At 40.1% G+C, this 26,507-nt stretch carries 18 protein-coding genes; 7 read left to right on the forward strand and 11 right to left on the reverse strand.

Features of this window, described 5'->3' with window-relative positions; translation table 11 throughout:
* Positions 1-17 precede the first annotated feature (17 nt).
* The 5 genes from J9318_RS07470 to sucD all read left to right on the forward strand — a co-directional run bounded on the left by J9318_RS07470 (position 18) and on the right by sucD (position 7,356).
* On the forward strand, positions 18-731 hold the full coding sequence (locus tag J9318_RS07470) for a succinate dehydrogenase iron-sulfur subunit (RefSeq protein WP_210559324.1): 714 nt from the start codon (positions 18-20) through the stop codon (positions 729-731).
* A gap of 124 nt (positions 732-855) precedes the next feature.
* Positions 856-3,663 (forward strand): 2-oxoglutarate dehydrogenase E1 component, encoded by a 2,808-nt coding sequence (sucA, locus tag J9318_RS07475; protein WP_210559325.1) that lies wholly within the window; start codon positions 856-858, stop codon positions 3,661-3,663.
* Between the two features lie 15 nt (positions 3,664-3,678).
* Positions 3,679-5,172 carry a 2-oxoglutarate dehydrogenase complex dihydrolipoyllysine-residue succinyltransferase gene (gene odhB / locus J9318_RS07480; protein WP_210559326.1) on the forward strand — a complete coding sequence of 498 codons (1,494 nt, stop codon included), beginning with the start codon at positions 3,679-3,681 and terminating at the stop codon, positions 5,170-5,172.
* Between the two features lie 145 nt (positions 5,173-5,317).
* Entirely contained in the window at positions 5,318-6,484 is a 1,167-nt protein-coding gene (gene sucC / locus J9318_RS07485) for an ADP-forming succinate--CoA ligase subunit beta (RefSeq protein WP_210559327.1), read from the forward strand.
* Positions 6,484-7,356, forward strand: coding sequence for a succinate--CoA ligase subunit alpha (gene sucD, locus J9318_RS07490; RefSeq protein ID WP_210559328.1), 873 nt, complete (start codon positions 6,484-6,486; stop codon positions 7,354-7,356). Before sucC ends, sucD begins: the two co-directional genes overlap by 1 nt.
* Before the next feature lie 208 nt (positions 7,357-7,564).
* Here sucD and J9318_RS07495 read toward each other — a convergent pair whose 3' ends face one another.
* The 8 genes from J9318_RS07495 to J9318_RS07530 form a co-directional block, all read right to left on the reverse strand.
* Positions 7,565-10,189: a TonB-dependent receptor plug domain-containing protein gene (locus tag J9318_RS07495; RefSeq protein ID WP_210559329.1), complete on the reverse strand. Its 2,625-nt coding sequence runs from the start codon at positions 10,187-10,189 to the stop codon at positions 7,565-7,567.
* Between the two features lie 280 nt (positions 10,190-10,469).
* Positions 10,470-11,513 carry a Leu/Phe/Val dehydrogenase gene (locus J9318_RS07500; protein ID WP_210559330.1) on the reverse strand — a complete coding sequence of 348 codons (1,044 nt, stop codon included), beginning with the start codon at positions 11,511-11,513 and terminating at the stop codon, positions 10,470-10,472.
* A 176-nt stretch (positions 11,514-11,689) separates the two neighbouring features.
* On the reverse strand, positions 11,690-12,145 hold the full coding sequence (locus J9318_RS07505; protein WP_210559331.1) for a GNAT family N-acetyltransferase: 456 nt from the start codon (positions 12,143-12,145) through the stop codon (positions 11,690-11,692).
* Positions 12,146-12,147: 2 nt separating this feature from the next.
* Positions 12,148-13,296, reverse strand: coding sequence for a cupin domain-containing protein (locus J9318_RS07510; RefSeq protein ID WP_210559332.1), 1,149 nt, complete (start codon positions 13,294-13,296; stop codon positions 12,148-12,150).
* A gap of 91 nt (positions 13,297-13,387) precedes the next feature.
* Positions 13,388-14,758, reverse strand: coding sequence for an adenylosuccinate lyase (gene purB, locus J9318_RS07515; RefSeq protein ID WP_210559333.1), 1,371 nt, complete (start codon positions 14,756-14,758; stop codon positions 13,388-13,390).
* Positions 14,759-14,767: 9 nt separating this feature from the next.
* Entirely contained in the window at positions 14,768-15,403 is a 636-nt protein-coding gene (gene hflD, locus J9318_RS07520) for a high frequency lysogenization protein HflD (RefSeq protein WP_210559334.1), read from the reverse strand.
* Position 15,404: 1 nt separating this feature from the next.
* Positions 15,405-16,532, reverse strand: a complete 1,128-nt coding sequence (gene mnmA / locus J9318_RS07525) for a tRNA 2-thiouridine(34) synthase MnmA (RefSeq protein WP_210559335.1) — start codon at positions 16,530-16,532, stop codon at positions 15,405-15,407.
* Positions 16,533-16,619: 87 nt separating this feature from the next.
* Positions 16,620-17,315: a pseudouridine synthase gene (locus J9318_RS07530; RefSeq protein ID WP_210559336.1), complete on the reverse strand. Its 696-nt coding sequence runs from the start codon at positions 17,313-17,315 to the stop codon at positions 16,620-16,622.
* A 138-nt stretch (positions 17,316-17,453) separates the two neighbouring features.
* Between J9318_RS07530 and J9318_RS07535 the strand changes: the two genes are divergently transcribed.
* Positions 17,454-19,676 carry an NADP-dependent isocitrate dehydrogenase gene (locus J9318_RS07535; RefSeq protein ID WP_210559337.1) on the forward strand — a complete coding sequence of 741 codons (2,223 nt, stop codon included), beginning with the start codon at positions 17,454-17,456 and terminating at the stop codon, positions 19,674-19,676.
* A gap of 145 nt (positions 19,677-19,821) precedes the next feature.
* Here J9318_RS07535 and J9318_RS07540 read toward each other — a convergent pair whose 3' ends face one another.
* A complete protein-coding gene (locus J9318_RS07540) occupies positions 19,822-22,683 on the reverse strand; it encodes a TonB-dependent receptor domain-containing protein (protein ID WP_210559338.1) in 2,862 nt (953 codons plus the stop codon).
* 357 nt (positions 22,684-23,040) lie between these two features.
* Here J9318_RS07540 and J9318_RS07545 point away from each other — a divergent pair, with 357 nt between their 5' ends.
* Positions 23,041-23,442 (forward strand): hypothetical protein, encoded by a 402-nt coding sequence (locus J9318_RS07545; protein WP_210559339.1) that lies wholly within the window; start codon positions 23,041-23,043, stop codon positions 23,440-23,442.
* A 38-nt stretch (positions 23,443-23,480) separates the two neighbouring features.
* Here the strand turns inward: J9318_RS07545 and J9318_RS07550 are convergent, their stop codons facing one another.
* Both J9318_RS07550 and J9318_RS07555 read right to left on the reverse strand, forming a co-directional pair.
* A complete protein-coding gene (locus J9318_RS07550; RefSeq protein WP_210559340.1) occupies positions 23,481-25,043 on the reverse strand; it encodes a cryptochrome/photolyase family protein in 1,563 nt (520 codons plus the stop codon).
* The gene (locus J9318_RS07555) at positions 25,040-26,461 is read right to left on the reverse strand and encodes a DASH family cryptochrome (protein ID WP_210559341.1); all 1,422 of its coding nucleotides are present in this window, start codon (positions 26,459-26,461) and stop codon (positions 25,040-25,042) included. The genes J9318_RS07550 and J9318_RS07555 overlap by 4 nt, the downstream gene beginning before the upstream one ends.
* Positions 26,462-26,507: the final 46 nt, after the last annotated feature.

The following is a 26,507-nucleotide window of genomic DNA, read 5'->3' on the forward strand; positions in this document are numbered from 1 at the left end:
AAGGTAGATAACGTATTATGAAAACTTTGAATTTCTCTATTTACCGTTATAACCCAGACGTTGATGATGCGCCATACATGAAAGATTACCAGCTTCAGGTTGAAGAAGGTCAAGACATGATGGTTTTGGATGCTCTTAATTTGTTAAAAGAGCAGGACCCAACTTTAGCGTATCGTCGCTCTTGTCGTGAAGGGGTTTGTGGTTCTGATGGCATGAACATGAATGGCAAAAATGGCTTGGCGTGTATTACACCATTGTCAGCTTTAGGTAAGGGAACAATTGTGGTTCGTCCATTACCTGGCCTTCCAGTTGTTCGTGACCTTGTTATTGACATGACTCAGTTCTACACTCAATACGAGAAAGTTAAACCTTTCTTAATTAATGATGACAAGCAACCGCCAGCGCGTGAACATCTTCAGTCTATTGAAGAAAGAGACAAGCTAGATGGTTTATACGAATGTATTTTATGTGCATGTTGTTCAACATCTTGTCCGTCATTTTGGTGGAACCCTGATAAGTTCATTGGCCCAGCTGGTTTGTTACACGCGTATCGTTTCTTGATCGATAGTCGTGACACAGCAACCGATGAGCGTTTAGCTGATTTGGACGATGCGTTTAGCGTATTCCGTTGTCACGGTATTATGAACTGCGTCAATGTTTGTCCAAAAGGATTAAACCCAACTAAAGCGATTGGTCATATTAAATCTATGTTATTGCAGAGGTCAGTCTAATCTTGGCAGAGTGTCCAGCGGTTATACTTTAACACTAAGGGTCGTTCCATTTACTTGGAAGGGCTCTTTTTTATTTTAATTTTGGTAATAAAAAGTCGTTAAGACTTACAAGGATATATATCTAATGCACGAAGGTGTTATGCAAACTTGGCTAGATAGTTCGCACTTATCAGCTAACAGCATGGTATATGTTGAGCAGATGTACGAATTGTACTTAGATGATGCAACGTCCGTTGCTGATGAATGGCGTGAAATCTTTGATCAACTACCTAAAGTAGAAGGTGTGTCGGTTGAAACTAAACATTCAGAAGTACGAGATCTATTCGCTCAACTAGCTAAAACCAAAGATCGCGTGGTGGTTTCGGCTGCCGACCAAGCTGATGAAAAGCAAGTTAAGGTTTTACAGCTTATCAACGCGTTCCGCTTTAGAGGCCATCAAAACGCTAATCTAGATCCTTTAGGTTTATGGGATCGAGAGAAGGTTAGAGAGCTAACTCTTGAACATCATGATTTGGCTGACGTTGACAAATCTAAAGAGTTTAATGTTGGTTCATTTGCTGTTGGCAAAGATAAAATGCCACTTGGCGAACTTTATCAAGCTCTTCAACAAACATATTGTGGGTCAATAGGTGCAGAGTACATGCACATTACTGACACTGATGAGAAGCGCTGGATTCAAAATAAGCTTGAGTCAATTAAAAGCAAACCCTCTTTCTCGAAAGAAATTAAGACTCGTATTTTAAAAGGCCTCGTAGCCGCAGATGGTTTGGAAAAATATCTGGGCGCTAAATTCCCTGGTGCAAAACGATTTTCATTGGAAGGCGGTGACTCTCTTATTCCAATGATAAAAGAAATTATCCATGCAGCTGGTGAGCAAGGCCAGAAAGAAGTTGTTATCGGCATGGCCCACAGGGGACGCTTAAATGTCCTTGTTAATGTTTTAGGTAAAAAGTCTGGTGAATTATTTGATGAATTCGGCGGAAAAGTAGATCCAAACTTAACAGCAGGTGACGTTAAATATCACCAAGGTTACTCTTCTGACTTCGAAACTGCTGGCGGCAATGTTCATCTTGCATTGGCATTTAACCCGTCGCATTTAGAAATCGTTAATCCAGTTGTTATGGGTTCAGTTCGAGCGCGTTTAGATCGCAGAGGCTGTGAAACGGGTCTTAAAGCATTACCAATTACCGTTCACGGTGATTCAGCTATCGCCGGCCAAGGTGTAGTACAAGAAACTTTTAATATGTCTCAGACAAGAGCATATAAAGTTGGTGGTACAATTCGTATTGTAGTTAACAACCAAGTTGGTTTTACAACGTCAAACAGCGAAGATACTCGTTCTACTGAATACTGTACTGATATTGCAAAAATGGTCCAAGCACCGATTTTCCATGTTAACTCAGACGACCCAGAAGCAGTAGCGCTAGTATCGCAATTAGCGGTCGATTATCGTAATAAGTTTAATCGTGATGTTGTTATTGATTTAGTTTGCTACCGTCGTCACGGTCATAATGAAGCTGACGAGCCTAGTGCAACACAGCCATTAATGTATAAAAAAGTTAAACAACATCCAGTACCTCGCGCGCTTTATGTTGAACAGCTTAAAAGCGAAAACGCCTTAAACGACGATGAAGTTAAGGCTTTGATGGATGATTACCGTGCTATTTTAGATAAAGGCGAGTGTACTGTAGAAGAGAAACGTCCGATGACGGAGCATTCTGCAGATTGGTCTCCTTATTTAGGCCATGACTGGGATATAGACTACGCAAAAGAAGTAGAGCTTTCCAAGTTAAAAGAGCTTGGTAAAAAGATTACTACTTATCCAGAAGACCACAAATTGCATTCTCGTGTTAAAAAACAATACGATGAACGCGTGAAAATGCTTAATGGCGACAAGAAACTTGATTGGGGATTTGCTGAGACATTAGCTTATGCAGATATCGTCGATAGAGGAATGAATATTCGTCTAACGGGTCAAGATTCTGGCCGTGGTACATTCTTCCATCGTCATGCCGTTTTGCACAATCAAAACGATGCTTCGACATACACCCCACTAGAAAACATCAAAAAAGATCAGGGACGTTTCGAAATTTACGATGCAGTTCTTTCTGAAGTTGGTGTACTTGCATTTGAATATGGTTATGCAACGGCACAACCAGATTCATTGGTCATATGGGAAGCACAATTTGGTGACTTTGCTAACGTTGCACAGGTTGTTATCGATCAGTTTATTAGCTCGGGTGAACAGAAGTGGGGCCGTTTATGTGGTCTAACTATGTTGTTGCCTCATGGCTATGAAGGTCAGGGGCCTGAACATTCGTCGGCACGCCTCGAGCGTTTCCTTCAGTTATGTGCAGATCATAATATGCAAGTTTGTGTACCTTCGACACCAGCTCAAGTGTTTAATATGATCCGACGTCAAGCTATTCGTCCAATGCGTCGTCCGCTTATAGTAATGACTCCTAAATCATTACTACGTCACCCACTTGCAGTTTCTTCTATGGAAGAGCTAGCAGAAGGTACATATCAAAATGTTATTGGTGAAATTGACGAAATCAATCCAGATAACGTGAAACGCGTTATATTTTGTTCAGGCAAGGTTTATTACGATTTGTTAGATCAGCGTCGTAAAAACGAACAACAAGATGTGGCGATTGTGCGTATTGAACAACTTTATCCATTCCCGCATGACGAAATGGAAAAAGTCGTTTCTGAATACAAACACGTTAATGATTTTGTGTGGTGTCAAGAAGAGCCTCAAAACCAAGGCGCTTGGTATTGTAGCCAACACCATTTCTGGAATTCAATTCCAAAGGGCGCGAATTTAACTTATGCGGGACGAGTTGCATCAGCATCTCCGGCAGTAGGTTATGCTTCTGTGCATGCTAAAGAACAACAAGCGTTGGTCAACGACGCACTAACGATTAAATAATCTCAAGGATTAACCATGACTACTGAAATTAAAGTTCCAGTATTACCTGAATCAGTTGCAGACGCATCAGTGGCTACTTGGCACGTTAAGGTTGGAGATAAAGTATCTCGTGACCAAAACTTAGTTGACATTGAAACAGACAAAGTAGTGCTAGAAGTAGTATCACCAGAAGATGGTGTAATAACAGAAATACTAGAAGATGAGGGTGCAACAGTACTTGGCGAACAAGTTATTGCTCGTGTCGGTGCTTCAGATGCTGCTCCAGCGGCAGATGCATCTCCGGCGAAAGAAGAGTCAGCTAAATCTTCTACTAGTTCACAAGAAAAACAAGTTGTTAAAATTAAGGTACCAGTGTTACCTGAGTCGGTAGCTGATGCAACAATTGCAACTTGGCACGTACAAGAGGGTGATTCGGTAGAAAGAGACCAAAACCTGGTTGATATTGAAACTGATAAAGTAGTACTAGAAGTAGTTGCTCCTGAAGCTGGCGTAATCTCGAAAATACTTCACGGCGAAGGCGATACTGTACTTGGCGAACAAGAAATTGCTGAAGTTACAGCGGGCGGCACTAGTGCTCCTAGCTCAGAAAGTTCGAACGAAGAAACTTCAAGTGCATCAGGCGATGAAGTTATGTCGCCATCGGTACGTCGATTAGTATCTGAAAAAGGTCTTGATGCTAGTAAAATTAAAGGTTCGGGTAAAAACGGCAAAATTACGAAAGAAGATGTTGAAGCATTTGCAACTAAAGCATCTGCGCCAGCCAAATCTGCACCAGCAGCACAGCCTGCGGTTCAAGTAGCAAGTGGTGACCGTACTCAAAAACGTGTACCTATGACTCGTTTACGTAAAACTATTGCGAATCGTCTATTAGAAGCGAAAAACTCAACGGCAATGTTAACGACGTTTAACGAAATTAACATGAAGCCAATTATGGACCTTCGTAAGCAGTATAAAGATGTGTTTGAAGAGCGTCATGGCGCTCGTTTAGGCTTTATGTCTTTTTATGTAAAAGCGGTAGTTGAAGCATTGAAACGTTTCCCTGCAGTAAACGCTTCAATTGATGGTGATGACATTGTTTATCACAACTACTTTGATGTAAGTATTGCGGTTTCAACACCGAGAGGCTTAGTCACTCCAGTTTTACGTGACTGCGATAAAATGAATTTTGCAGAAATTGAAAATGGTATTCGTGAACTCGCGATCAAAGGTCGTGATGGCAAGCTTACTGTTGAAGAAATGCAAGGTGGTAACTTCACCATTACAAATGGTGGTGTATTTGGTTCATTATTATCTACACCAATCATTAATTTGCCACAAACCGCTATCTTGGGTATGCATAAAATCCAAGACCGCCCAATGGCAGTAAACGGTAAAGTTGAAATTTTACCTATGATGTACTTAGCTCTATCTTATGATCACCGTTTAGTTGACGGTAAAGAGTCAGTTGGTTTCCTAGTAACAGTTAAAGAGTTATTAGAAGATCCTGCTCGTTTATTATTAGATATCTAATTACACGAAAATTAACGCAATAATCGGCATTTATATGTCCCTTTTATTGCACTAATTGAGGGGTTAACTATAATAGCCCCGCTTGTTAATTCTGGCTGTATTTAAGTTACAGCCTTTTACTTATAACAGAGATGGATAGAACATCATGAACTTGCATGAATATCAGGGTAAACAGTTGTTTGCTCAATACGGGCTTCCTGTATCTAAGGGCATCGCTGCCGAGACCCCAGCGGAAGCAGCAGCTGCTGCGGACCAAATCGGTGGAAACGAATTCGTAGTTAAAGCACAGGTACACGCCGGTGGCCGTGGTAAAGCGGGTGGCGTTAAGTTAGTTAAAACTAAAGACGAAATTAAAGCATTTGCTGAAAAGTGGTTAGGTGAGCGTCTAGTTACTTATCAAACAGATGAAAAAGGCCAACCAGTTAGCCGTATTCTAGTTGAAACTTGTACCGATATCGCACAAGAACTATACCTAGGTGCTGTTGTAGACCGTTCTAGCCGTCGTATCGTATTCATGGCGTCTACAGAAGGCGGTGTTGAAATTGAAAAAGTTGCAGAAGAGACTCCTGAAAAGATCCTTAAAGCAACAATCGACCCGTTAGTGGGTGCACAACCTTATCAAGGTCGTGACTTAGCGTTCAAACTTGGTCTTGAAGGCAAGCAAATTTCTCAGTTCGTTAAAATCTTTATGGGTTTAGCGAAACTGTTTAAAGAAAAAGACATCGAATTAATCGAAGTTAACCCATTAGTAATTACTCCAGCTGGTGACTTACATTGTCTAGACGCTAAAGTAGCGATCGATAGCAATGCTGTTTACCGTCACCCAGACATTAAAGAAATGCACGACCCTTCACAAGAAGACGCGCGTGAAGCTGATGCTGCGAAGTGGGAACTTAACTACGTTGCACTAGACGGAAACGTTGGCTGTATGGTTAACGGTGCTGGTCTTGCAATGGGTACGATGGACATCGTAAACCTAAATGGCGGTAGCCCAGCAAACTTCCTAGATGTAGGCGGCGGCGCGACTAAAGAACGTGTAGCAGAAGCATTTAAAATCATCTTATCTGATGACAATGTTAAAGCGGTACTTGTTAACATCTTCGGTGGTATTGTTCGTTGTGACATGATCGCAGAAGGCATTATTGGTGCAGTTAAAGAAGTTGGTGTTAACGTACCAGTTGTTGTTCGTCTTGAAGGTACTAACGCTGAGAAAGGTCGTGAAGTATTAGCAAATTCTGACGTAGACATCATCGCAGCAGAAAGCCTACAAAGCGCTGCTGAATTAGTAGTTAAAGCTGCAGAGGGTAAATAATGAGCGTTTTAATTAATAAAGATACTAAAGTAATCTGTCAGGGTTTTACTGGTGCTCAAGGTACTTTTCACTCTGAACAAGCGATTGAATACGGCACTAACATGGTTGGTGGTGTTACTCCTGGAAAGGGTGGTCAAACTCATCTAGGTCTTCCTGTATTTAATACAGTTGCAGAAGCGGTAGCTGAAACGGGTGCCGATGCATCTGTTATATACGTACCAGCTCCTTTTTGTAAAGATTCTATATTAGAAGCAGCGAACTCTGGAATCAAACTAATCGTTTGTATTACAGAAGGCATCCCTACTCAAGATATGCTTGATGCAAAAGTAGTATGTGACACATTAGGCGTGCGCCTAATTGGTCCTAACTGCCCAGGTGTTATCACTCCAGGAGAGTGTAAAATTGGTATCATGCCTGGTCACATTCATAAGCCTGGCCGTGTAGGTATTGTTTCTCGCTCTGGTACTCTTACGTACGAAGCAGTTAAACAAACTACAGATGCTGGTTTTGGTCAATCTACTTGTGTTGGTATTGGTGGTGATCCAATTCCAGGTACTAACTTCATTGACGTTTTAGAGTTATTTGAAAATGACCCTAAAACTGAAGCAATCGTTATGATTGGTGAGATAGGTGGTACTGCAGAAGAAGAGGCTGCGGCTTACATTAAAGATCATGTAACTAAACCTGTTGTTTCTTATATTGCTGGTGTAACAGCACCTGAAGGTAAACGTATGGGCCATGCTGGTGCGATTATTTCTGGTGGTAAAGGTACAGCAGACGATAAATTTGCAGCTCTTGAAGCTGCAGGCGTTAAGACTGTTCGTTCTTTAGCAGAAATTGGTAAAGCACTAAAAGAGAAAACAGGTTGGTAAAATCGTCAGAAATGACATTTTAGAACTTGATTGAAAGGCTGCCGAATGGCGGCCTTTTTTATGCGAGTAAGAATTTGGCGTTGAGGCAATTACATATTGCTTTCTACTTTGTTGCTGAAAGACTACAAATTGAAGACATGAAAAAGGCCCAAAAGGGCCTTTTAAAAATGTCATATTTTTTAATGCGTTGCATTTAAAACGCGATTAATTAGAACTTATAAACACCTTTCAGGTAGTAGAAGCCACCGTTAATACCGATAGGTGAGGTAACTGGATATTGTGCACCAGCAACTTCATTATCCCACATTGTATTTTCATCTGGCGTTTCATCGAGTAGATTTTTAGCACCAACTACGACCTCAAAGCTATCATTTACGTCGTACGCTACTTCTGCATCAACAGTTAACTCTGCGCTAATGTCTTCAATTGGTAATGCAGAATCTAGGTGATCTTCGTAAATACCAGCAAAGTAGTTAACACGAACCATCGCTCTCCAACCTTCGTTTGAGTGCGTTGTTGTGAAACTCCAACGGTGCTCTGGCAAGTTCTCTTCGATCATGCGTACACGTTCATCTGAAATATTGGCAGAGCTTCGTGTAACTTCGGTTTTTGTCCAGTTATACGCTAGAGCATAACGGTTTTCACCATCCATAAAGTCAGAGCTATAGTTTGCAACAATATCTAAACCTTTTGTCGATGTATCAAAGTCGTTAGTAAAGTAACTTACTTCTGAAAAGCTTGATGCATCTTGAACGCCTTGTGATAATAATAAATCGATATCAGACGGGGTTAGTTTAATACCTGAAACCGTAGCAATTCGGTCACTTACGTCAATGTTAAAGTAATCAGCCGTTACGAATAGACCATTGTCTAGCTCTGCAACAACACCAAAACTAAATGCTTTTGACTCTTCTGGTGTTAGGGCTTTACCACCTTTCAGTACAGAGATTGGATCTGTTGGAGGTAACGTAGCTCTATCAATTAGCTCACCACCAGTACCAAACGCAGTTGTTACGTTACGAACTGTTGATTGACCAATTGTAGGAGCTTTGAAGCCAGTGCTGTATGCACCCCTAACAGCAAACTGATCATTTAATTGATAACGACCTGCTAATTTACCTTTTGTGGTGTTACCGAAGTCAGAGAAGTCTTCAAAACGTAAAGCACCAGAAACCATGAAGTTATCATTTACGTTGTATTCAACATCAACGTAAGTTGCGAAGCTATTTCTGTCGTTTTTACCAGCACTTTTAGCTGATAAGCCCGGGAAACCATTTGAGCCGATACCAAAACCTTGAGCCGCTAACGGACCTATTTCCCAAGACTTATAATCGCCAGCAATACTTTCGTAAGACTCATGACGGAACTCAAAACCACCTGCAACGTTCAAATCACCGTCGTTAAAGCTATCGACGAACTTTGAGAAATCAATGTTAATAGCTTGCTCTGATTGTATGTATTTACCAGGTTTGAATGATGTTGGGCTATTTGGACCTAAGCTTGGGTTAATGGTATTACTAATCATGAAATCGACTTCATTAGAGCCAGCATAAAAGCTTATGTCATACATTAGCTCATCTATAAACGCATTACTTTCACCTTTTGTTCCTATGGCAATAGATGAATCCACGATTTTACCACCAAATTTAGGTGTAAAACCGCCAGGGAACATTTCATTGAAAGCAAAACAATCTGGATTGTTCGCTACTTCATCAATGTAGCGGGGGTTGTTTAGGACATTGGAGCCAACACGCAGATCTGTTGGGCAGTTGCCACTCATATCGCCTGTCATGTCCCCTACGAGTAATAATTGATGACCCTCATTTGGCTCGCCATCATCGTCTGTACCTATTACTCCATCACCATTAATGTCTGCTATCTCTAGGCCGCCGTCATATACACCACCACGGTTGTGAGGGTTACGGAAGTAAAAACCACCTTCAACTTCTCGCTCGGCATAGTTTAAGAACATATATGCTTCAGAGTCGTTGCTTAGCTCTAATCCAAAGTTACCAAATAGTTTTATATCGTCTTTAAACTCTGGGTTACCCCAAACCTGAGCTGGATCATTTACAAATGTATTTCCAGCGGCAATTAGACCTGCTGCGTCATCACGTTGCACACTTCGGCTTGTAGGATCTGATTCTTTGTATTCGAAAGAGAAGTTCGCAAAACCTTTATCGGTTAGTGGTAAACCTATATTACCGCCTAATTGCAACGTATCGCCATCACCTTCGTAATAAGAACCATACTTAACTTCAAACCGACCGCCTTCTGAAGCATCATTCAGAACAAAGTTAATAACACCAGCTATGGCATCAGAACCATATTGCGCAGCTGCACCATCACGCAGGACTTCTACTTGTTTAATTGCAACTGACGGGATAACTGATAAATCTGGTCCTTGAGCACCATCAGATAAACCACCACCTAAAAATGTAATAACAGCTGAACGATGACGACGTTTACCGTTAACTAAAACTAAAGTATGGTCGGCAGCCATGCCTCTAAGGTTAGCAGGGCGAACAAGGGTTGACGCGTCATTAATTGGTTGTTCGTTTACGTTAAACGAAGGAACAGTGGTCTGTAACATAGAGACCATATCTGTAGAACCTTGTTTATTAAATTCTTCAGCACTAATAACATCAACTGGGACTGGGGAGTCACCGACTGAGCGTGGTGCAGCACGTGTACCAACAACAGCTATCTTTTCGATGTTCTTTTCTGCTTTATCATCTTCTGCAAATGCGACCATAGGCGTTACCGCGCCTACAGTTAAACTTGATAATAAAGTGTATTTTAGTACCCGTGAAAGTGGCTTTAATTTATACATATATGTTCCCTTTGGTTATTCTTTTAAGTCTTTAATTATTATTTTGGAGTGTAAAGACCAATTAAACCTACAACGAAAAAAAGAATATTGCCAGTTGAACACGTTATTAAATGGTTAAAAAACACACAAATAGCGTTTTATTTGTTAAAAATGCGATAAATGGTTAGAAATGAAGGGTTAAAAAGTTGATTTTTGTGTTTGTTGAGGGTAGTTACTTGGTAAGGTCGTTGATAAGAGTTCAAAGTGAATATCTCTACTCACTTTGAACATCATAATTAGGTTATTTGCCGCCGTTTTTTATAATTTCTTGAGCTAAAATATCGGCAATTTCGTGCGTTGGTTTGTCTTCTTTCTCAGCGCGGGTGAAAATTTCTAGTAATGTATCGTAGATTTCTTCAACTTTTTTATTTGCTTTATCAGATGAATAGCCTTCGGGATCTTGTTCAAAAAAGATATTGATTATTCCACCAGCGTTAATTGCGTAATCTGGAGCATACAATATACCTCGTTCCTTCAAGTCAAAGCCGTGTCTAGGTTCTGCTAATTGGTTGTTTGCGCAACCAGCAACAATCTTTACTTTTAATTGAGGGATTGTTTGGTCATTGATAGTTGCGCCTAAAGCACAAGGAACATAAACGTCGGCATCGACGGAATAAATATCATTTAAACCAACGGCCACCGCGCCAAAGTCTGATACGGCTTTATCTATTGAGGCTTGATTAATATCACTAACAATTAATTTTGCATTTTCGTTGTATAGGCGTTCACACAAATACATACCAACGGAACCTAGGCCTTGTATAGCAAATGTAAGACCGTCTAAACTATCAGTGTTTAGTTTGTGCTTGACTGCGGCTTTGATGCCTAAGTAGGTACCATAAGCAGTGAAAGGAGCAGGGTTACCGCTTTTTCCTTCTAACCCAACAACATAATCTGTTTCTTTGTATGCATGCATGATATCTGCAGTCGTAATATTAACGTCTTCAGCAGAATAGTATGTACCATTCAAGTTATTTAGTTTTTTACCAAATGCACGAAACAGAGCTTCAGACTTAAGTTTTTTGGGGTCTCCAATAATTACAGCCTTGCCACCACCAAAATTTAGACCAGCTAGTGCATTTTTATAAGTCATACCTTTTGACAACCTAAGCACATCTACAAGCGCTTCTTCGTCGCTTGCATAATTCCAAAATCGACAACCACCAACCGCAGGCCCACAATTAGTATTGTGAACGGCAATAATTGCTCTTAAGCCTGTAGCTTCATCGTGGGCAAATACAACTTGTTCATGATTATCAAATTCAGCTTGAGAAAAAACAGTCAACGTCAACTCCATTTATATGGTCTATAAAATTTTGAGCGACTCTATCAGAGAATAAGCGGAACACATATAAGCGGAAGTGTGGGGCCAACTGGTTAGACCTCATTTTATTGTAAACAAAACTGGTCCATTTATAACGTGATTGAAAAAGCCAATCCAAGTTGGCCAAGTATTCCAAATTAATGTAAAACGTTTTGCGCTATTTTGAATAGGTCAACGGAGCACATAAGGGGTTGTTTTGCGATGCCTCCATCCATATAAACTTTACCGGCCGCGACGAAACCTTGCTCTTTATATTTATCAACCTCGTCTAACAATGAATCAAAGTAGACTTTTTGGAAGCCTTTTGCTCTTGCTAAGTTTAGTAACTCTTTAAAAACTTGTCGTCGTACTTTTGGTATACGATGCTTCATTAACACAGCAACACGGCTGATTTTGCCATCTTCGCATAAGCGGCCAGTGGCAATCGCTCGGCCTTCATCATCACGAATTAAAACATGCTGACATTGAATATCATGATGATCAAACTCTGATTCTAATGGGAATTGATATTCGTAAACAAATACTTGTTCACGAATGGCGCGAATTTCCTTTTTTGACTTCCTCCACGAAACTTTATCAGTTTTGTAGTTCATTTTTACTCGTCTATGTATAAGTAACCTGTATTAATAAGTGTAGTTAAAAGTGAAATATTTTCTAATTGGTTAAGGGAACTTTTTAGATTAAATTTGTCAAGACTCGCTTCACTATGTACCAGTTTTACGAAATCTAACTGAGAATCAATAAGTTTGAAATAAGTGCCGTTACAATAAAAGTGCAGGCCTTCATCATCTAAAAAGTAAGAGGTTTTTAGTGCTAAGACCTTATTGATTGTTGTATTGCCAGACTGAACCAATTGAATTAACTGAGTTTCACTCCACTCTTGCTCACTCGGAATGATATCTAACTCTCGAGTAGGCTCAGTCAAAAACTGGTGTAAAAAGCGGTCAAAATTATTGTTATCAAGAGCCTTTAACATAAAGTCCTTTAGCTTAGTAACAGTATCCATTGGCAGCGCAGAATTAAGCGGAGCTTCCTCTTTACAAGTATTGTTAACAAAACGCGCTTTACCTAATTCGTTTTCGTAAATAAAGTCGGCAAATGATGTCAGTAGCTCAGTTTGATTTGGTGATCTAAAACCTATTGAATAGCTAAGGCTTGGAGATAGTGTTTCACCGCAATGGGGTGCGAAAGGTGGAATGTACAATATATCGCCAGGCGCTAACAGCTCGTCAATTATTGGAGTAAGTGTTTCGACTTGTAAAAGGTCTTGAACTATTTCTTTTTGCATTAATGACTTGTCGACACTACCAACCTGCCAACGACGAGAACCGCTACCTTGAATAATAAAAACATCATACTGATCTAAATGAGCGCCAACACCACCATTAAGCGCACTGTATGAAACCATAACATCATCAACGCTCCATTCTGGAATAAAACCAACAAGCTGTCGAAGCGAATAAACATCTGGTATCCAGCGGTCAACACCTTGCACAAGCAAAGACCAGCCGTTTTCTCCTAAATCGTCATAATCCGCAAATGGTCCATGTTTGACATTCCATTTTTTATTCACGTTTTCGACAATTCGAGACTCTACAACTTCTTCCATGGCTAAGCCTGCTAAGTCGTTAGCGTCAATTGGATCTTCAAAGTTTTCTATAGCTTGTTTTAAAACAACAGGCTTTTGCTGCCAATAATTTTTTAAAAACTCTTCTTGAGAGATATTGGTCCAATTTATGTTCATGGTATGTGGGCCTTAATTTGCTAAAAATAAAGCCAGTCAAAAGACTGGCTTAAATAATAATCCAACGTATATGTGTAAATACTTTGATAGCTTAGTCTAAAAGTGCGATAAACTTTTCTGCGTCACCGATGTAATTTGCTGGAGTCATTAATTTTAACTCAGCTTTTACCGTATCTGGTAACTCTAAATTATCAATAAACTCGGCCATAACGTCTTTGTTTACCTTTTTACCACGAGTTAAATCTTTTAGTTTTTCATAAGGCTTTTCAATACCGTAGCGACGCATAACAGTTTGAATTGGCTCAGCTAATAATTCCCAATTATTATCTAGCTCGTCTAACAGACTTTGTTCATTTACTTCAAGTTTACTAATACCTTTTAATGTCGCTTGGTATGCAATGATCGAATGAGCAACACCAACCCCCAATGTACGAAGTACAGTTGAGTCAGTTAAATCACGTTGCCAACGCGACACAGGCAGTTTTGCTGCAAGGTGAGTAAAGATTGCATTTGCAATACCCAAGTTGCCTTCCGAATTTTCAAAGTCAATAGGATTCACTTTATGAGGCATTGTTGAAGAGCCGATTTCGCCTGCCACGGTTTTTTGCTTAAAGTGACCCATTGCGATGTAGCCCCAAACGTCACGGTCAAAGTCCAACAAAATAGTATTAAAACGTGCCATAGCGTCAAACAGTTCAGCGATGTAATCGTGAGGTTCAATTTGAGTTGTAAATGCATTCCAACTTAAGCCTAGGGACGTTACGAAGGCTTCTGAATGTTCATGCCAATTTTGCTCAGGGTAGGCCGATAAGTGGGCGTTGTAATTGCCTACAGCGCCATTAAATTTGCCAAGTATTTCTACATTTGCTATCTGGTCACGTTGACGTTGCAAACGAACATAAACGTTTGCCATTTCTTTACCCATTGTCGAAGGTGTAGCTGGTTGGCCGTGAGTACGACACATCATAGGAATAGATTTGTATTCGTTAGCTAGTTTTTTAAGCTCAGATAAGATTTTGTCACAATAAGGTAAAACGACTTCCTTTCTAGCTGCAGATAACATCAGACCATGTGAAAGGTTGTTAATATCCTCAGAAGTACATGCAAAGTGAATAAACTCATTTACGGCTGTCAGCTCTGCGTTATCGGCAACTTTTTCTTTTAAAAAATATTCTACCGCTTTTACGTCGTGGTTAGTGGTGCGTTCGATATCTTTAATTCGTTGTGCATCTTGTTCAGAGAACTCGTCAACAATTTTATTCAACAGCGTGTTTGCCGTATCAGAAAAAGCTGGAACTTCTGCAATGCCGTCCATCTGTGCTAATTTTTGTAACCAACGTACTTCTACGACTACACGATATTTGATAAGACCAAATTCGCTAAATATAGAACGCAGTTCTGACGCTTTGCTACCGTAACGTCCATCTACTGGTGAAATTGCTGTAAGTGCAGAGAGTTGCATGATGACCTCTTAACTGATTAGTGATAATTCTTTATTAAATGAAATCGCGCTTTGTAAAATTTTGTTTCTATTAAAAATAAATTGCCGGCGTTTTCCGCCCATTTGGCGCCATAGCACAGCCGCTCTAACACCGCCTAACAATAGTGCTCTAACTTGATTTTGAATTAAAGGCTGTTTTAGGTTTTGTGGCGTACCGATTACTTTGATTTTTTGACCAATAGGGCTGATGTTTTTGCTATAAATATCCGCAAAATTGCCAACGACAGAAGCGTCACAAATATCGAAGTGTTCAAGTCGACGCTCAATTTCTTTTAGTGAGGTTGTTAAGCCAGACAAAGCATGAGCGTTATTCAGTAGCTTTTTTGAAAGTGACATCATACCGGCTAAATAACGAGTTACTTCTACGTCTTTACTGGTAGCCTGTCCACTAAGCTGATGAACTAACAAATAACTACCTTGCTTTAACGCTGCGATATCTTGATAAACGTCGGTAACCGAGCCTGGCGAGGTGGCCATAACACCGCTCAACAAAGTACGCATTGCCACTGTATCAATAGCTTGCCCTTTAGAAACTTGCTGAATGAGCAACGCTGCTTCGCAGATGGCTGCCATAGCTATGGTTTGATTTCGTTGCTGGTCTGTCATATTAACGCAAATACTGCTCAATGATGCCGCCACCTAGGCATACGTCACCATCATAAAAAACGGCAGATTGTCCTGGTGTGACAGCGCGTTGTGGCGTGTCGAATAACACTTTGATAGAACCGTTTGCTAAATCTGGCGTAACCGCACATGGGATATCGTCTTGGCGATAACGAGTTTTTACTGTTAAACGCATTGGTGATTGGGGACCTTTGCCATCAACCCAGTTTAGCTGGTTTGCAACTAACCCATCGGAAAACAGTAAAGGGTGATTTTTGCCTTGACCTACAATTAAAACATTTCGTTTAACATCTTTGTCTACAACGAACCATGGTTGATCTTTAAATTCCTTTAAACCACCAATCAATAGGCCTTTGCGTTGCCCAAGTGTGTGATACATTAAACCTTCGTGTTGGCCAATGACTTCACCCTCAGGAGTTTCAATATCACCAGGTTGCGCAGGAAGAAACTTTTGCAGAAAGTCTTTAAATTTACGTTCACCGATAAAACAAATACCAGTGGAGTCTTTCTTATCTGCCGTAACTAGACCTTGCTCTTCGGCTATGCGACGCACTTCCGGTTTTTCTAACTCACCAACTGGAAATAACGTCTGTGCAATTTGTTTTTCGCCAATAGCGTATAGGAAGTAACTTTGATCTTTGTTTTGATCTAAGCCTCGCAGCATTTTCGTGTTAGTGTCATCTGCCGTGCGTCGCACGTAATGGCCGGTCGCAATATAATCTGCACCTAAGATTTCCGCTGAAAACTGCAGAAAAGCTTTAAATTTAATCTCTTTGTTACACATAATATCTGGGTTTGGAGTACGGCCTGCCTTGTATTCCTCGAGGAAGTGCTCAAAAACATTATCCCAGTATTCTGACGCGAAGTTAACGGTATGTAATTCAATACCTAACTTATCACAAACAGCCTGTGCATCTTTTAAGTCCTCTGCCGCAGCGCAATATTCATCATCGTCGTCTTCTTCCCAATTTTTCATGAAAAGACCTTCCACTTGATAACCTTGCTGTTGCAAAAGGTAAGCAGATACAGATGAGTCAACACCGCCGGACATACCAACGATGACTTTTTTAGTAGCGTTTTCGCTTAGCGTTTCAGAAGTAATATCAGACATAGTTGCAGACAAATATTCCAGACCGTTAAAATTTGCGCGGATTCTAACATAAAGCGCAGTTAATAAGTAAGTTCCAAGTACGGCTTTTTAAGGTTTTTCGATGAGTTTATATTCCCCAACCTCAATACCATCTATTGTCCAGTTGCCGACTCGATATCTAATTAGTCGTAAAGTAGGAAAGCCGATATGAGCCGTCATTCGACGAACTTGTCGATTTTTGCCTTCAGAAATGGTTATTTCAAGCCAGGTTGTGGGGATGGCCGCTCGTTCACGAATAGGCGGTACACGATCCCAGACCAAATCTGGTTCGTCGATTATGTTAACTTTAGCAGGTTTTGTCTTACCGTCTTTAAGTTCTACACCGTCTCGAAGTTGTTGTAATGACCCTTCCGTAGGAGCTCCTTCCACTTGAACCCAGTAACATTTTGTTGTTTTGTGGTCTGGACTAGCAATCTTGTTTTGAAGTGCACCGTCATTAGTTAAAACTAATAGACCTTCACTATCTCTATCCAGACGACCAGCCGCATACACGCCTTCAATATCGATATAATCTTTAAGGGTCTTTCGACCTTCTTGATCGGTAAACTGTGTAAGCACCTGAAATGGCTTATTGAAGAGCACTACCTTAGTAGGGCCAGAAAACTTTTTTTCTGAGATATTTGTTACACGGCTCGACGCAGTCGATTTGGGTCCTTTGATACTATATTTTTTTTTGCTAAAACGTTGAGTTTTAGCATTTGCGCCCTTATTTCGGGGGTGAGCATTATTTTTTACAGTTTTCATAGCGCTATTATCGATAAAGGTCTTTCAAAAAGTAGCGGTATTTTATAGTATGCTCAACCAAAATTCAGGCTTATATTCAGATAATCGTCCGCTATACTTAGTCGAACGAAAAACTCACTGCAAATGTAGGGAATCTAAATGACATCTAAAATCATCTATACCAAGACAGATGAAGCGCCAGCATTGGCGACCTATTCATTCTTACCAATCGTTGAAGCATTCAGTAAAACTGCTGGTATCGAAGTGGAAACGCGCGATATATCATTAGCGGCACGTATTATTGCTAACTTAGCGGACTTCCTACCGGAAGATCAACGTGTAAACGACGACCTAGCTTATTTAGGCCAGTTAGCAAAGACTCCAGAAGCAAATATCATTAAGCTTCCAAATGTATCTGCTTCAATCCCACAATTAAAAGCAGCGATTAAAGAGCTTCAAGCACAAGGTATTAAATTACCTGAGTTTCCTGAAGAAGCTAAGACAGATGAAGAACAAGCAATTAAAGCTGCTTATTCGAAAGTACTGGGATCTGCAGTAAACCCAGTTTTACGTGAAGGTAACTCTGACCGACGCGCACCAGGTGCAGTAAAGCAATATGCTAAGAAAAACCCACACTCTATGGGCAAGTGGGAGAAAACGTCTAAGTCTCACGTAGCTCACATGAGCGAAGGTGACTTTTTTGCGAGTGAAAAATCAACAACGATAGCTAAAGATGGTTCTTTAAAAATTGAGTTTGTTGGCGCAGATGGTTCTACTAAGGTTTTAAAAGATTCAGTTCCTGTACTAGCGGGCGAAGTTGTTGATGCAACATTTATGAGCGTTAAGGCATTAAATAGCTTTTTAGCTAATGAAATTGCCGACGCAAAAGAGCAGGGCGTACTATTCTCAGCTCACCTTAAAGCAACTATGATGAAAGTTTCTGACCCAATTATATTTGGTCACATCGTTAAAGTATTTTATAAAGACGTATTTACAAAACATGCAGCGACATTTGAAGCACTAGGTGTTGACGTTAAAAATGGTTTAGGCGATGTTTATGCGAAAATTGAAAAGTTAGACGCAGACAAACAAGCTGAAATCAAAGCTGATATTATGGCTGTATATGAAACTGCACCTGACTTGGCTATGGTTGACTCAGATCGCGGTATTACAAACTTACACGTTCCATCTGACGTTATCATCGATGCGTCGATGCCAGCAGCGATTCGTACTTCTGGTCAAATGTGGAACGCAGAAGGTAAACTGCAAGATATGAAAGCGGTTATTCCTGATCGTTGTTACGCAGGGGTTTACCAAGAAACAATTTCTTTCTGTATTGAGAATGGCGCTTTTGATCCGTCAACTATGGGTACTGTTCCTAACGTTGGTCTTATGGCTCAAAAAGCAGAAGAGTATGGTTCGCATGACAAAACGTTTGAAATAGCGGCTAACGGTACAGTAAAAGTTACAGATCAAGACGGTAACCTAGTATTTGAACATAATGTTGAAACTGGTGATATTTACCGTATGTGTCAAGTTAAAGACGCACCAATTCAAGATTGGGTAAAACTTGCAGTTAACCGTTCACGCTTATCTGGCATGCCTGCGGTATTCTGGTTAAACGAGAAACGTGCCCACGACGCAGAACTTATCAAAAAGGTAAATACATACCTGAACGATCACGATACAGATGGTTTAGACCTGCGTATATTAGCGCCTGAAGACGCGACTCGTTTCACACTTGAAAGAATCAAGAAAGGCGAAGATACGATTTCTGTAACAGGTAACGTACTGCGCGACTACTTAACTGATTTGTTCCCAATTTTAGAATTAGGTACATCAGCTAAAATGTTATCAATTGTCCCTCTAATGAATGGTGGCGGTTTGTTTGAAACCGGTGCAGGTGGTTCAGCGCCTAAGCACGTTCAACAGTTTGAAAAAGAAAATCATTTACGTTGGGATTCATTAGGTGAGTTCCTGGCATTAGCGGCATCGTATGAGCATTTAGCAAATACAGTAGGCAACGAAAAAGCACGTGTATTATCGTTAACACTTGATAAAGCAACGGCTAAGTTCTTAGATAACAACAAGTCGCCTTCACGTAAAGTGAATGAATTAGACAACCGTGGTTCTCACTTCTTCTTAGCACTTTACTGGGCTCAAGAATTAGCGGCACAAACGGATGACGCTGACCTACAAGCAACATTTAAAGCGGTAGCAGAACACTTGACTGCGAATGAAGATACAATCGTATCTGAGCTAAATGGGGTTCAAGGCCAAGCAATGGATATTGGTGGTTACTATAAACCATCTGACGAAAAAGGGTTTGCTGCAATGCGCCCAAGCAATACACTGAACGCAGGTTTAGCGCTTCTAGGCTAAAGTTACATTGCTGTTAATATTGAAGGTCACCTAGGTGGCCTTTTTTATTATCTAGGGATAGGTCACTAAACGCTTAAAAGATTGTTTTACTAAAAATAAAAAAACCGGCATAAAGCCGGTTTTTATATATGTAAAACTAATTAGATTAGAATTTTACGTTTACGCCAGTAAAGATACGACGACCAACAATGTCGTATTGTGCGTTAACAGTATACGCAGGAGGTAACTTATCAAATACGTTACGCATACCGAAGTTTACTGAAACGTCATCACTAAACATATAACTACCAGAAACATCGTGTGTCACTATAGTTGGGATCCAGTATGGGTCTAGATCTTCTGGTGAACCACCATTTGGTGATACGTCGTATGTTACAACGCGATCAATTGTACGCATTGTCCAGTTTACAACTAAGTCATCTAGTACATATGTAGTAGATAGACGTACTTGCAACTCAGGATCACCCACTTCACCTGTCTCTACGTTGATTTCGTCAGGACGATCTTGGAATTCAAACTGCTCTAGCTCAATTAGTTTAGAGACAAATAATTTGAATGATACGTCACCAGGTAGGTCCATACTTTCTAAAGACATACGGTAGTTAATTTCTGATTCAATACCAGAAACGTTAAGCGCCGCTGCGTTTAGAAGGCCAGAGCGAACTAAGTCGATATCTTTAGTTGTTGGGTCTCTGTCAATTGCACTACAGTACAACTCATCAGGACCGCCAGTCGCGTCTACACAGTTATCAGCAATGTTTTGAGCGGTTACAGAAATGATCGCATCTTTGATTTCAATATCATAATAATCGACAGTTACTGTTAGGTTTTCAATGAATTCAGGAACCCAAACTAGACCGTAAGTTGTTGACGTTGAAGTTTCAGAAAACAGATCCGGGTTACCACCAGAAATTGTATCGATACTTACGTTGTCATTAGCTTGGAAACCGGCAGGAATACCTAAAGCGGCACAGTTACCTGCGCGATCTGGATCGTCGTTTATGTTATCTGCATCACAAGGATCCGATACGCGTCCGAAACCTGGTGATTGAGGGCTGAATGCTTCTGATAAGTTTGGTGCACGAACCGCTTCACCGAACGTCGCACGTAAGCGCAGTTGTTCAATTGGTGCATACATTAAACCAACTTTCCATGCATCAGCAGTACCAGCGTGAGAATAGTCAGCAGTACGATAAGCCGCATCAATAGTTAGTTCTTTAGCAAAGTCAACATCCGCTAAAATTGGTAAGCTTACCTCAACAAAGCCCTCAGTTACGTCGTACTCACCAAATTCATCTGGTGTTGCTGCGCCTAATAAAGCGCCAGATTTTGTTAGCTCGTCCGTTATAGTGCTGTACGATTCCTCGCGATATTCGAAACCGGCTGCAAATCCAATAGGACCACCTTGTAACGAGAAGAACTCTTCGGTATCAGTAGCGATTGAACCACCAAATACTTCCTGAGTTATTTGGTCTTTTCTAGTTACGTCAGCTGAAACCCAATCACGAGCGGCTTGTGATGCTTGTGCAAAACCAAAAGGGTTGTATGCAACACAATTGCCAGCATCTACCGTTGCTGATGATGGATCAACACAAACTGCTTCACCTGTGTCAGGATCAATCATCGAGTTAACGGCTGCTGCAAAATTACCAGGAATTAAATCGTTTTCTGTGACACGAATATTATTTGACTCACCGTAAACATAAAACAATTCCCAATCAAAATTGGTATCGCCAAGTGTAAAGTAGCCATCAAAACCACCTACTACTCGGAACATATCACGTTCGTTGGCTGCAGAGCGGTTACCTAACTCGTCAAAGAATTTAGCCATAGGCACTACGCCGCTGCCACCTAAACGGTTACGAGCGTAATCACTTAAAAAGGCATTCTTTTCTACGTCGATTGAAATGTTACCGAAGCGGAAGCTTGGTTGGAATTGCTGAGCAATTTCGGCTGAGTTGTATTTGAAATCAGCAAAAAAGTTTACTTGATCTGAAAGTTCATAGTTCATTGTACTACCAACGTAGAAACGCTCTACGCTTGGATAGATATTTTCGTATTCTTCAGTAAAGAAACCTGTTGTACATCCTGCTGGTAATTGACCAAAGGCAAAACTGTTTGTTTGTGAACGTTTGCATTGTTCAATAACGTTGCCGTTGCGATCAAAGGTAAAGCGATCACCACCAAAAGGGTTCATCACGCCTGTATCATTAATCATTTCTGAACCAATATTTGGAGAACGAAGTTGATCTGGAATACCGTCGTCTTCACCTTCATCTAGGGTGTTAATGTAGCTTCCCCAGTTATCAAGCTGACGAATATCAGCAGACATCGTCTCTTCAATACGCTCAACACCAGCAAAAAACGTCACGTTACCTTTATCACTAGAAGCACCTGAAACAATACTGAAAGTGTGATTTTTTGCACCTACGCCCTCTGTTGAGCCACTTGCAGTTGCATTTAATTCAAGACCTTCAAAGTCTTCTTTTAATACCACGTTAATTACACCGGTTACAGCGTCTGAGCCATATATTGCTGACGCACCACCTGTGATAATTTCAATTCGTTCAATTAGTACGGCTGGGATTGTTGATAAATCAACTTGCGCAGAACCTGGAGAGCCTGCAACGTGACGCTTACCGTTTACTAGCACTAGTGAACGGTTAGCACCTAAACGACGTAAATCAGCCGAGCTTTGACCCGCATTTGCGTTGCTTCCGGCATTACCTGACAATGTGTTTGTTGCACCGATTGCTGGTAATTCAGCTAATACGCTACCCAAGTCTGGCGTACCAAAACGAGCAATTTCTTGTTGGCCTAAAACTAATACTGGAGTTGGAGTTGATAGTTCGGTTTTAGCGATTCGAGAACCGGTAACCGTAATCTTCTCAATTTCGTCTACTTTATTTTCTTCATTTTCTCGAGCAAATGCATTGGAGGCTGTAAATGCAAGCCCTGATACTAACGCTAAGCTTACAGCTTGGCTGAGTAATGTTTTCTTATTCATATTGTTCCTAGGTTTGTCTCTCTAATGGAGCTAAATATTGGTTAACATCCTGTTTTATGGTGTTACTTATATCCATATTTATTGATGTTTCGCGTGAAAACAACTAAAAACGTACTTTATATACAGATGTCTAGCAAACAAAATATGATAGTCTTGTCATTCCTATTTGATATATGTTGGTCTATTTGGTTATAAGGGTGGTGTTCTCGCTTTAATGAATGGTTCGCTAGCTAATGAATTACATTCCCTTTCGTTGCCTTTTTAATACAAAATTAAAAATTTAATACCATCTTAGATTGAATTAATAACCATTTGTTATTAAAGTCGAACCATAATAAAAAAGAACTAGAGTAAAACATGAAGAAATTATTAATAGGCGCATTAGTAGCACTGACATTTGGTGCAAATGCGAACAATGAAAACCAAAGTCAGAGTTATAAACTAATCACAGTTTCTACGTATCTTAACTTTTACTTAATGAATTTAAATGCTTGTGAGGATTTTCATCCAAGTACACGAGCAGAAGCTTATAAAGCAGAAGGCACCTTATATCCATATTTTGAAAAGCTTGATGCTAAAGTTGCTAAGCTAGACATCGACAAAGAAGATAAAATGGCGATCAAAAACACCGTTTCGGATCGCCGCAATAAACTCGATCAGCAAATTGCAGATGGTGAGTTTACATTAGAGCATTGCAATGCCGTTATTGGTCTTGTAAATGAAGGTTTAGACGAAGCGCTATTAGCTAACATCAAGTAACCTAATTAGCGATATAAAAAGGGCCTTAAGGCCCTTTTTTATATTTTATTAATATTTTTTAGTATCCAATCGGCTCTTTGCAAAAGAGCGTCTTTATCAGCATCTGTCTTTTTCTCCCAATTACGATAAACCATAGATTGCCGCGGGTTACTTTTAAACTTATTTTCGTGCTCCACCATAAAATTCCAGTATAGGGCATTAAAAGGGCACGCATTGTCTTCCGTTTTCAGCTTTACATTGTAGTGACAATTTTTACAGTAGTCGCTCATGTTATTTATATAATTGCCACTGGCCGCATAAGCTTTAGATGCTAGTAAGCCTCCGTCGGCAAATTGGCTCATACCACGAGTATTTGGCAGTTCTACCCACTCAATAGCGTCTATATAAATACCTAAATACCAATCATCGACTTGATCGGGATGTAACCCAGATATCAATGCAAAATTCCCTGTTACCATTAGCCTTTGTATATGATGCGCGTAGGCTGTAGTAAGACTTTGTTTTATTGCTTGGCTCATGCAAGCCATTTTTGTATTCCCATCCCAAAAATAGTCGGGTAGGTCATTGGTTGCGCTTAAGCCGTTTAATGACTTGTAGCTAGGCATGTTTATCCAATAAATACCGCGAACAAATTCACGCCAGCCAAGTATTTGACGAACAAACCCCTCAATTTGCTCCACAGACACTTTATCACTGTTTTGATATTTCGTTATCGCCTGCTTAATTACATAGCCTGGTGATAACATCTTCGCGTTTAATGCAAAAGATACCCTTGAGTGATAAAGGCTCCATAGTGAACTAGAGGTATCATTATTTTCGTAAACCATAGCATCTTGGTAATAACCAAAAAGTGGCAAGCAATTATCTAAAAAAAACGCCAACAGCTCTTTTGCTTGGCTTCTGTTAATTGGCCACAATAAACTATTTCCACCGGTGCCAATTGTTGAAATATTGTGCTTTTTTAGTCTGGCATTAATTGTTGAAACATCATTTGTAAATTGTAATGGTTGAGGTACTTTCTCTATATCCGCTTGTTTCATTTTATTTCGATTAGCGCTGTCGTAGTTCCACTCACCGCCAACTGGCTCATCACCATCCATTAATATATTAAATCGCTTACGAAGCTTTCTGTAAAAAGCTTCCATTCGATGAGCGGTGTTGAACTTAAAATAATTTTTAAGTTCACTTTGTTCTAAGAAAAAATGCTCAGTTGAAAATACTTCAATGTTGTTGAGGTAGTCATGACTTATTTTGGAGAGTTGCTCAGCAAGGCGATATTCATCAGGCTGTTGGTATTGAAATTGGTTTACATTAAAACGTCTCACTAATTCTATAATGACGTCATCCAATGTTTGCCCTTCAGTATCATCAAGTGTGAGATGAATCACATCATGACCAGCTTTCGTTAACGCGGTAGAAAAACTTTCCATCGCCGCAAAAAATGCCTGTATTTTTTGAACGTGATGTTTAACGTACTTTTGTTCTTGATGCAGCTCAGCCACAACATACAAAACAGAATTATCTTTTTCTTTGTACCAACTGTGATTCGCATTAAGTTGATCACCCAATATAAGGCGTAACGTTGAATAACTAGAATTCATGACACTCCTTCATCAGAAAGTATAGGCCAGTCGGCAGCATCAACACTGTCTAATGCTGTATTGTTTACTTTATCTGCCCAACGCTTTATAAATCGGCCTTCAGGGTCGTAACATTGTTGTTGTTTTTGTATATTAAACTGTCGTTTACCACGAGGATCGCAACCAACCCCTGCAAGGTACTGCCAGTTACCCCAATTAGACGCCACATCATAGTCAATAAGCATTTCTTGAAAATAGGCCGCGCCGTAACGCCAGTCTAAGTTTAGTTCATTAACAAAATAACTAGCGGTGATTTGTCTTGAGCGATTTGAAATATAACCGGTCGCTTTTAACTGGTTCATAATTGCGTTAATAAATGCCGATGGCGTGTTGGCATCACACCATTTTTTATATCGCTCAGCGTAGAATGAGTTGAGTGGCTTTTTATTGTTGATGCCCGAGAACTTAAAAAGTTTTTCTCTATATCTGGCACCATACCACTGAAAATATTCACGCCATAACAATTCAAACTTTATCCAATAGGTTGACTCATTAGCGCCATTCAACTGTTCGTATTTGACTATTTCATGCCAAATGTACTTCGGACTGAGCGAGCCAGAAGCGAGTGCAGCACTGAACTTAGTCGACGCGGTCCAGTTGTCTAAAAAGTTTCTTGTTTCTTTGTACGAACTCGCACAGTTTAAAGAAAAGTATTGGTGCAGATGCGCAACCACGTTTGTTTCGCCACCTTCAAATCCGGAATTAAAGTTACGCCGATTTGACGTAGCTTCTTTAAGCGCAACCTCAACGTTCGGATGCCTACAAAAGAGGTTGAAAGATTGTTCGAACTGAATATACAGCTGTTTGGTAATAGTCTCAGATGTTGTTAAAGCATCGTTTACTTTAGTAAGCCTTTCATATTGCGAAAAGAAACTATCAAGCGGCAACGCCTCTACAAGCTTTCTAAATTTAGAGAAACTATGGGGTAGTTCTTTTAAATCAAAAGGTAGTTCATGTTGTGCAAACAGTGTGTGTTGAAAGCGTTGGTGTAAGTTAACATCCGATTGCTGTAACAAGGTAAACAGATTTATTTCATCTGTTCCGACTGGGCTTGAAAAACCGACATCGGTAATTTTCCTATCGACCAATACTTTATTTAGATTTGATGCTTTATTTCCCAACACTATTTGAAAGGAAATACCTCGATTAGCTAAAACTAAGCCCAAGTCTTGTAAACACTCAGATAAGAACAGCAAACGATGATTACCTAAATAGGCGGAGTTAAAAAGCTGTACTTTGAGTTGACTAGGATCAAATAGATATATACAAGAGAGTGTTGCAGAAGGGTCTTGATTTACCTTAACTATAAAATCATCAAGTATTGGCAGATAATTAGAACGTAAATCGTTATCAAAAATATATAAAAAATTGGAGGCCATAATACACTTATAAAAGAGAGCGATGACCTCAATACGAATACCGACT

It is taken from the genome of Psychrosphaera aestuarii (genome assembly GCF_017948405.1).
Classification (GTDB): Bacteria; Pseudomonadota; Gammaproteobacteria; order Enterobacterales; family Alteromonadaceae; genus Psychrosphaera; species Psychrosphaera aestuarii.

Excerpts from the sequence above, each read along its gene's own strand:
- J9318_RS07470 (WP_210559324.1), top strand. The coding sequence starts at position 18 with ATGAAAACTTTGAATTTCTCTATTTACCGTTATAACCCAGACGTTGAT.
- sucA (WP_210559325.1), top strand. The coding sequence starts at position 856 with ATGCACGAAGGTGTTATGCAAACTTGGCTAGATAGTTCGCACTTATCA.
- odhB (WP_210559326.1), top strand. The coding sequence starts at position 3,679 with ATGACTACTGAAATTAAAGTTCCAGTATTACCTGAATCAGTTGCAGAC.
- sucC (WP_210559327.1), top strand. The coding sequence starts at position 5,318 with ATGAACTTGCATGAATATCAGGGTAAACAGTTGTTTGCTCAATACGGG.
- sucD (WP_210559328.1), top strand. The coding sequence starts at position 6,484 with ATGAGCGTTTTAATTAATAAAGATACTAAAGTAATCTGTCAGGGTTTT.
- J9318_RS07495 (WP_210559329.1), bottom strand. The coding sequence starts at position 10,189 with ATGTATAAATTAAAGCCACTTTCACGGGTACTAAAATACACTTTATTA.
- J9318_RS07505 (WP_210559331.1), bottom strand. The coding sequence starts at position 12,145 with ATGAACTACAAAACTGATAAAGTTTCGTGGAGGAAGTCAAAAAAGGAA.
- J9318_RS07510 (WP_210559332.1), bottom strand. The coding sequence starts at position 13,296 with ATGAACATAAATTGGACCAATATCTCTCAAGAAGAGTTTTTAAAAAAT.
- purB (WP_210559333.1), bottom strand. The coding sequence starts at position 14,758 with ATGCAACTCTCTGCACTTACAGCAATTTCACCAGTAGATGGACGTTAC.
- hflD (WP_210559334.1), bottom strand. The coding sequence starts at position 15,403 with ATGACAGACCAGCAACGAAATCAAACCATAGCTATGGCAGCCATCTGC.
- mnmA (WP_210559335.1), bottom strand. The coding sequence starts at position 16,532 with ATGTCTGATATTACTTCTGAAACGCTAAGCGAAAACGCTACTAAAAAA.
- J9318_RS07530 (WP_210559336.1), bottom strand. The coding sequence starts at position 17,315 with ATGAAAACTGTAAAAAATAATGCTCACCCCCGAAATAAGGGCGCAAAT.
- J9318_RS07535 (WP_210559337.1), top strand. The coding sequence starts at position 17,454 with ATGACATCTAAAATCATCTATACCAAGACAGATGAAGCGCCAGCATTG.
- J9318_RS07540 (WP_210559338.1), bottom strand. The coding sequence starts at position 22,683 with ATGAATAAGAAAACATTACTCAGCCAAGCTGTAAGCTTAGCGTTAGTA.
- J9318_RS07545 (WP_210559339.1), top strand. The coding sequence starts at position 23,041 with ATGAAGAAATTATTAATAGGCGCATTAGTAGCACTGACATTTGGTGCA.
- J9318_RS07550 (WP_210559340.1), bottom strand. The coding sequence starts at position 25,043 with ATGAATTCTAGTTATTCAACGTTACGCCTTATATTGGGTGATCAACTT.
- J9318_RS07555 (WP_210559341.1), bottom strand. The coding sequence starts at position 26,461 with ATGGCCTCCAATTTTTTATATATTTTTGATAACGATTTACGTTCTAAT.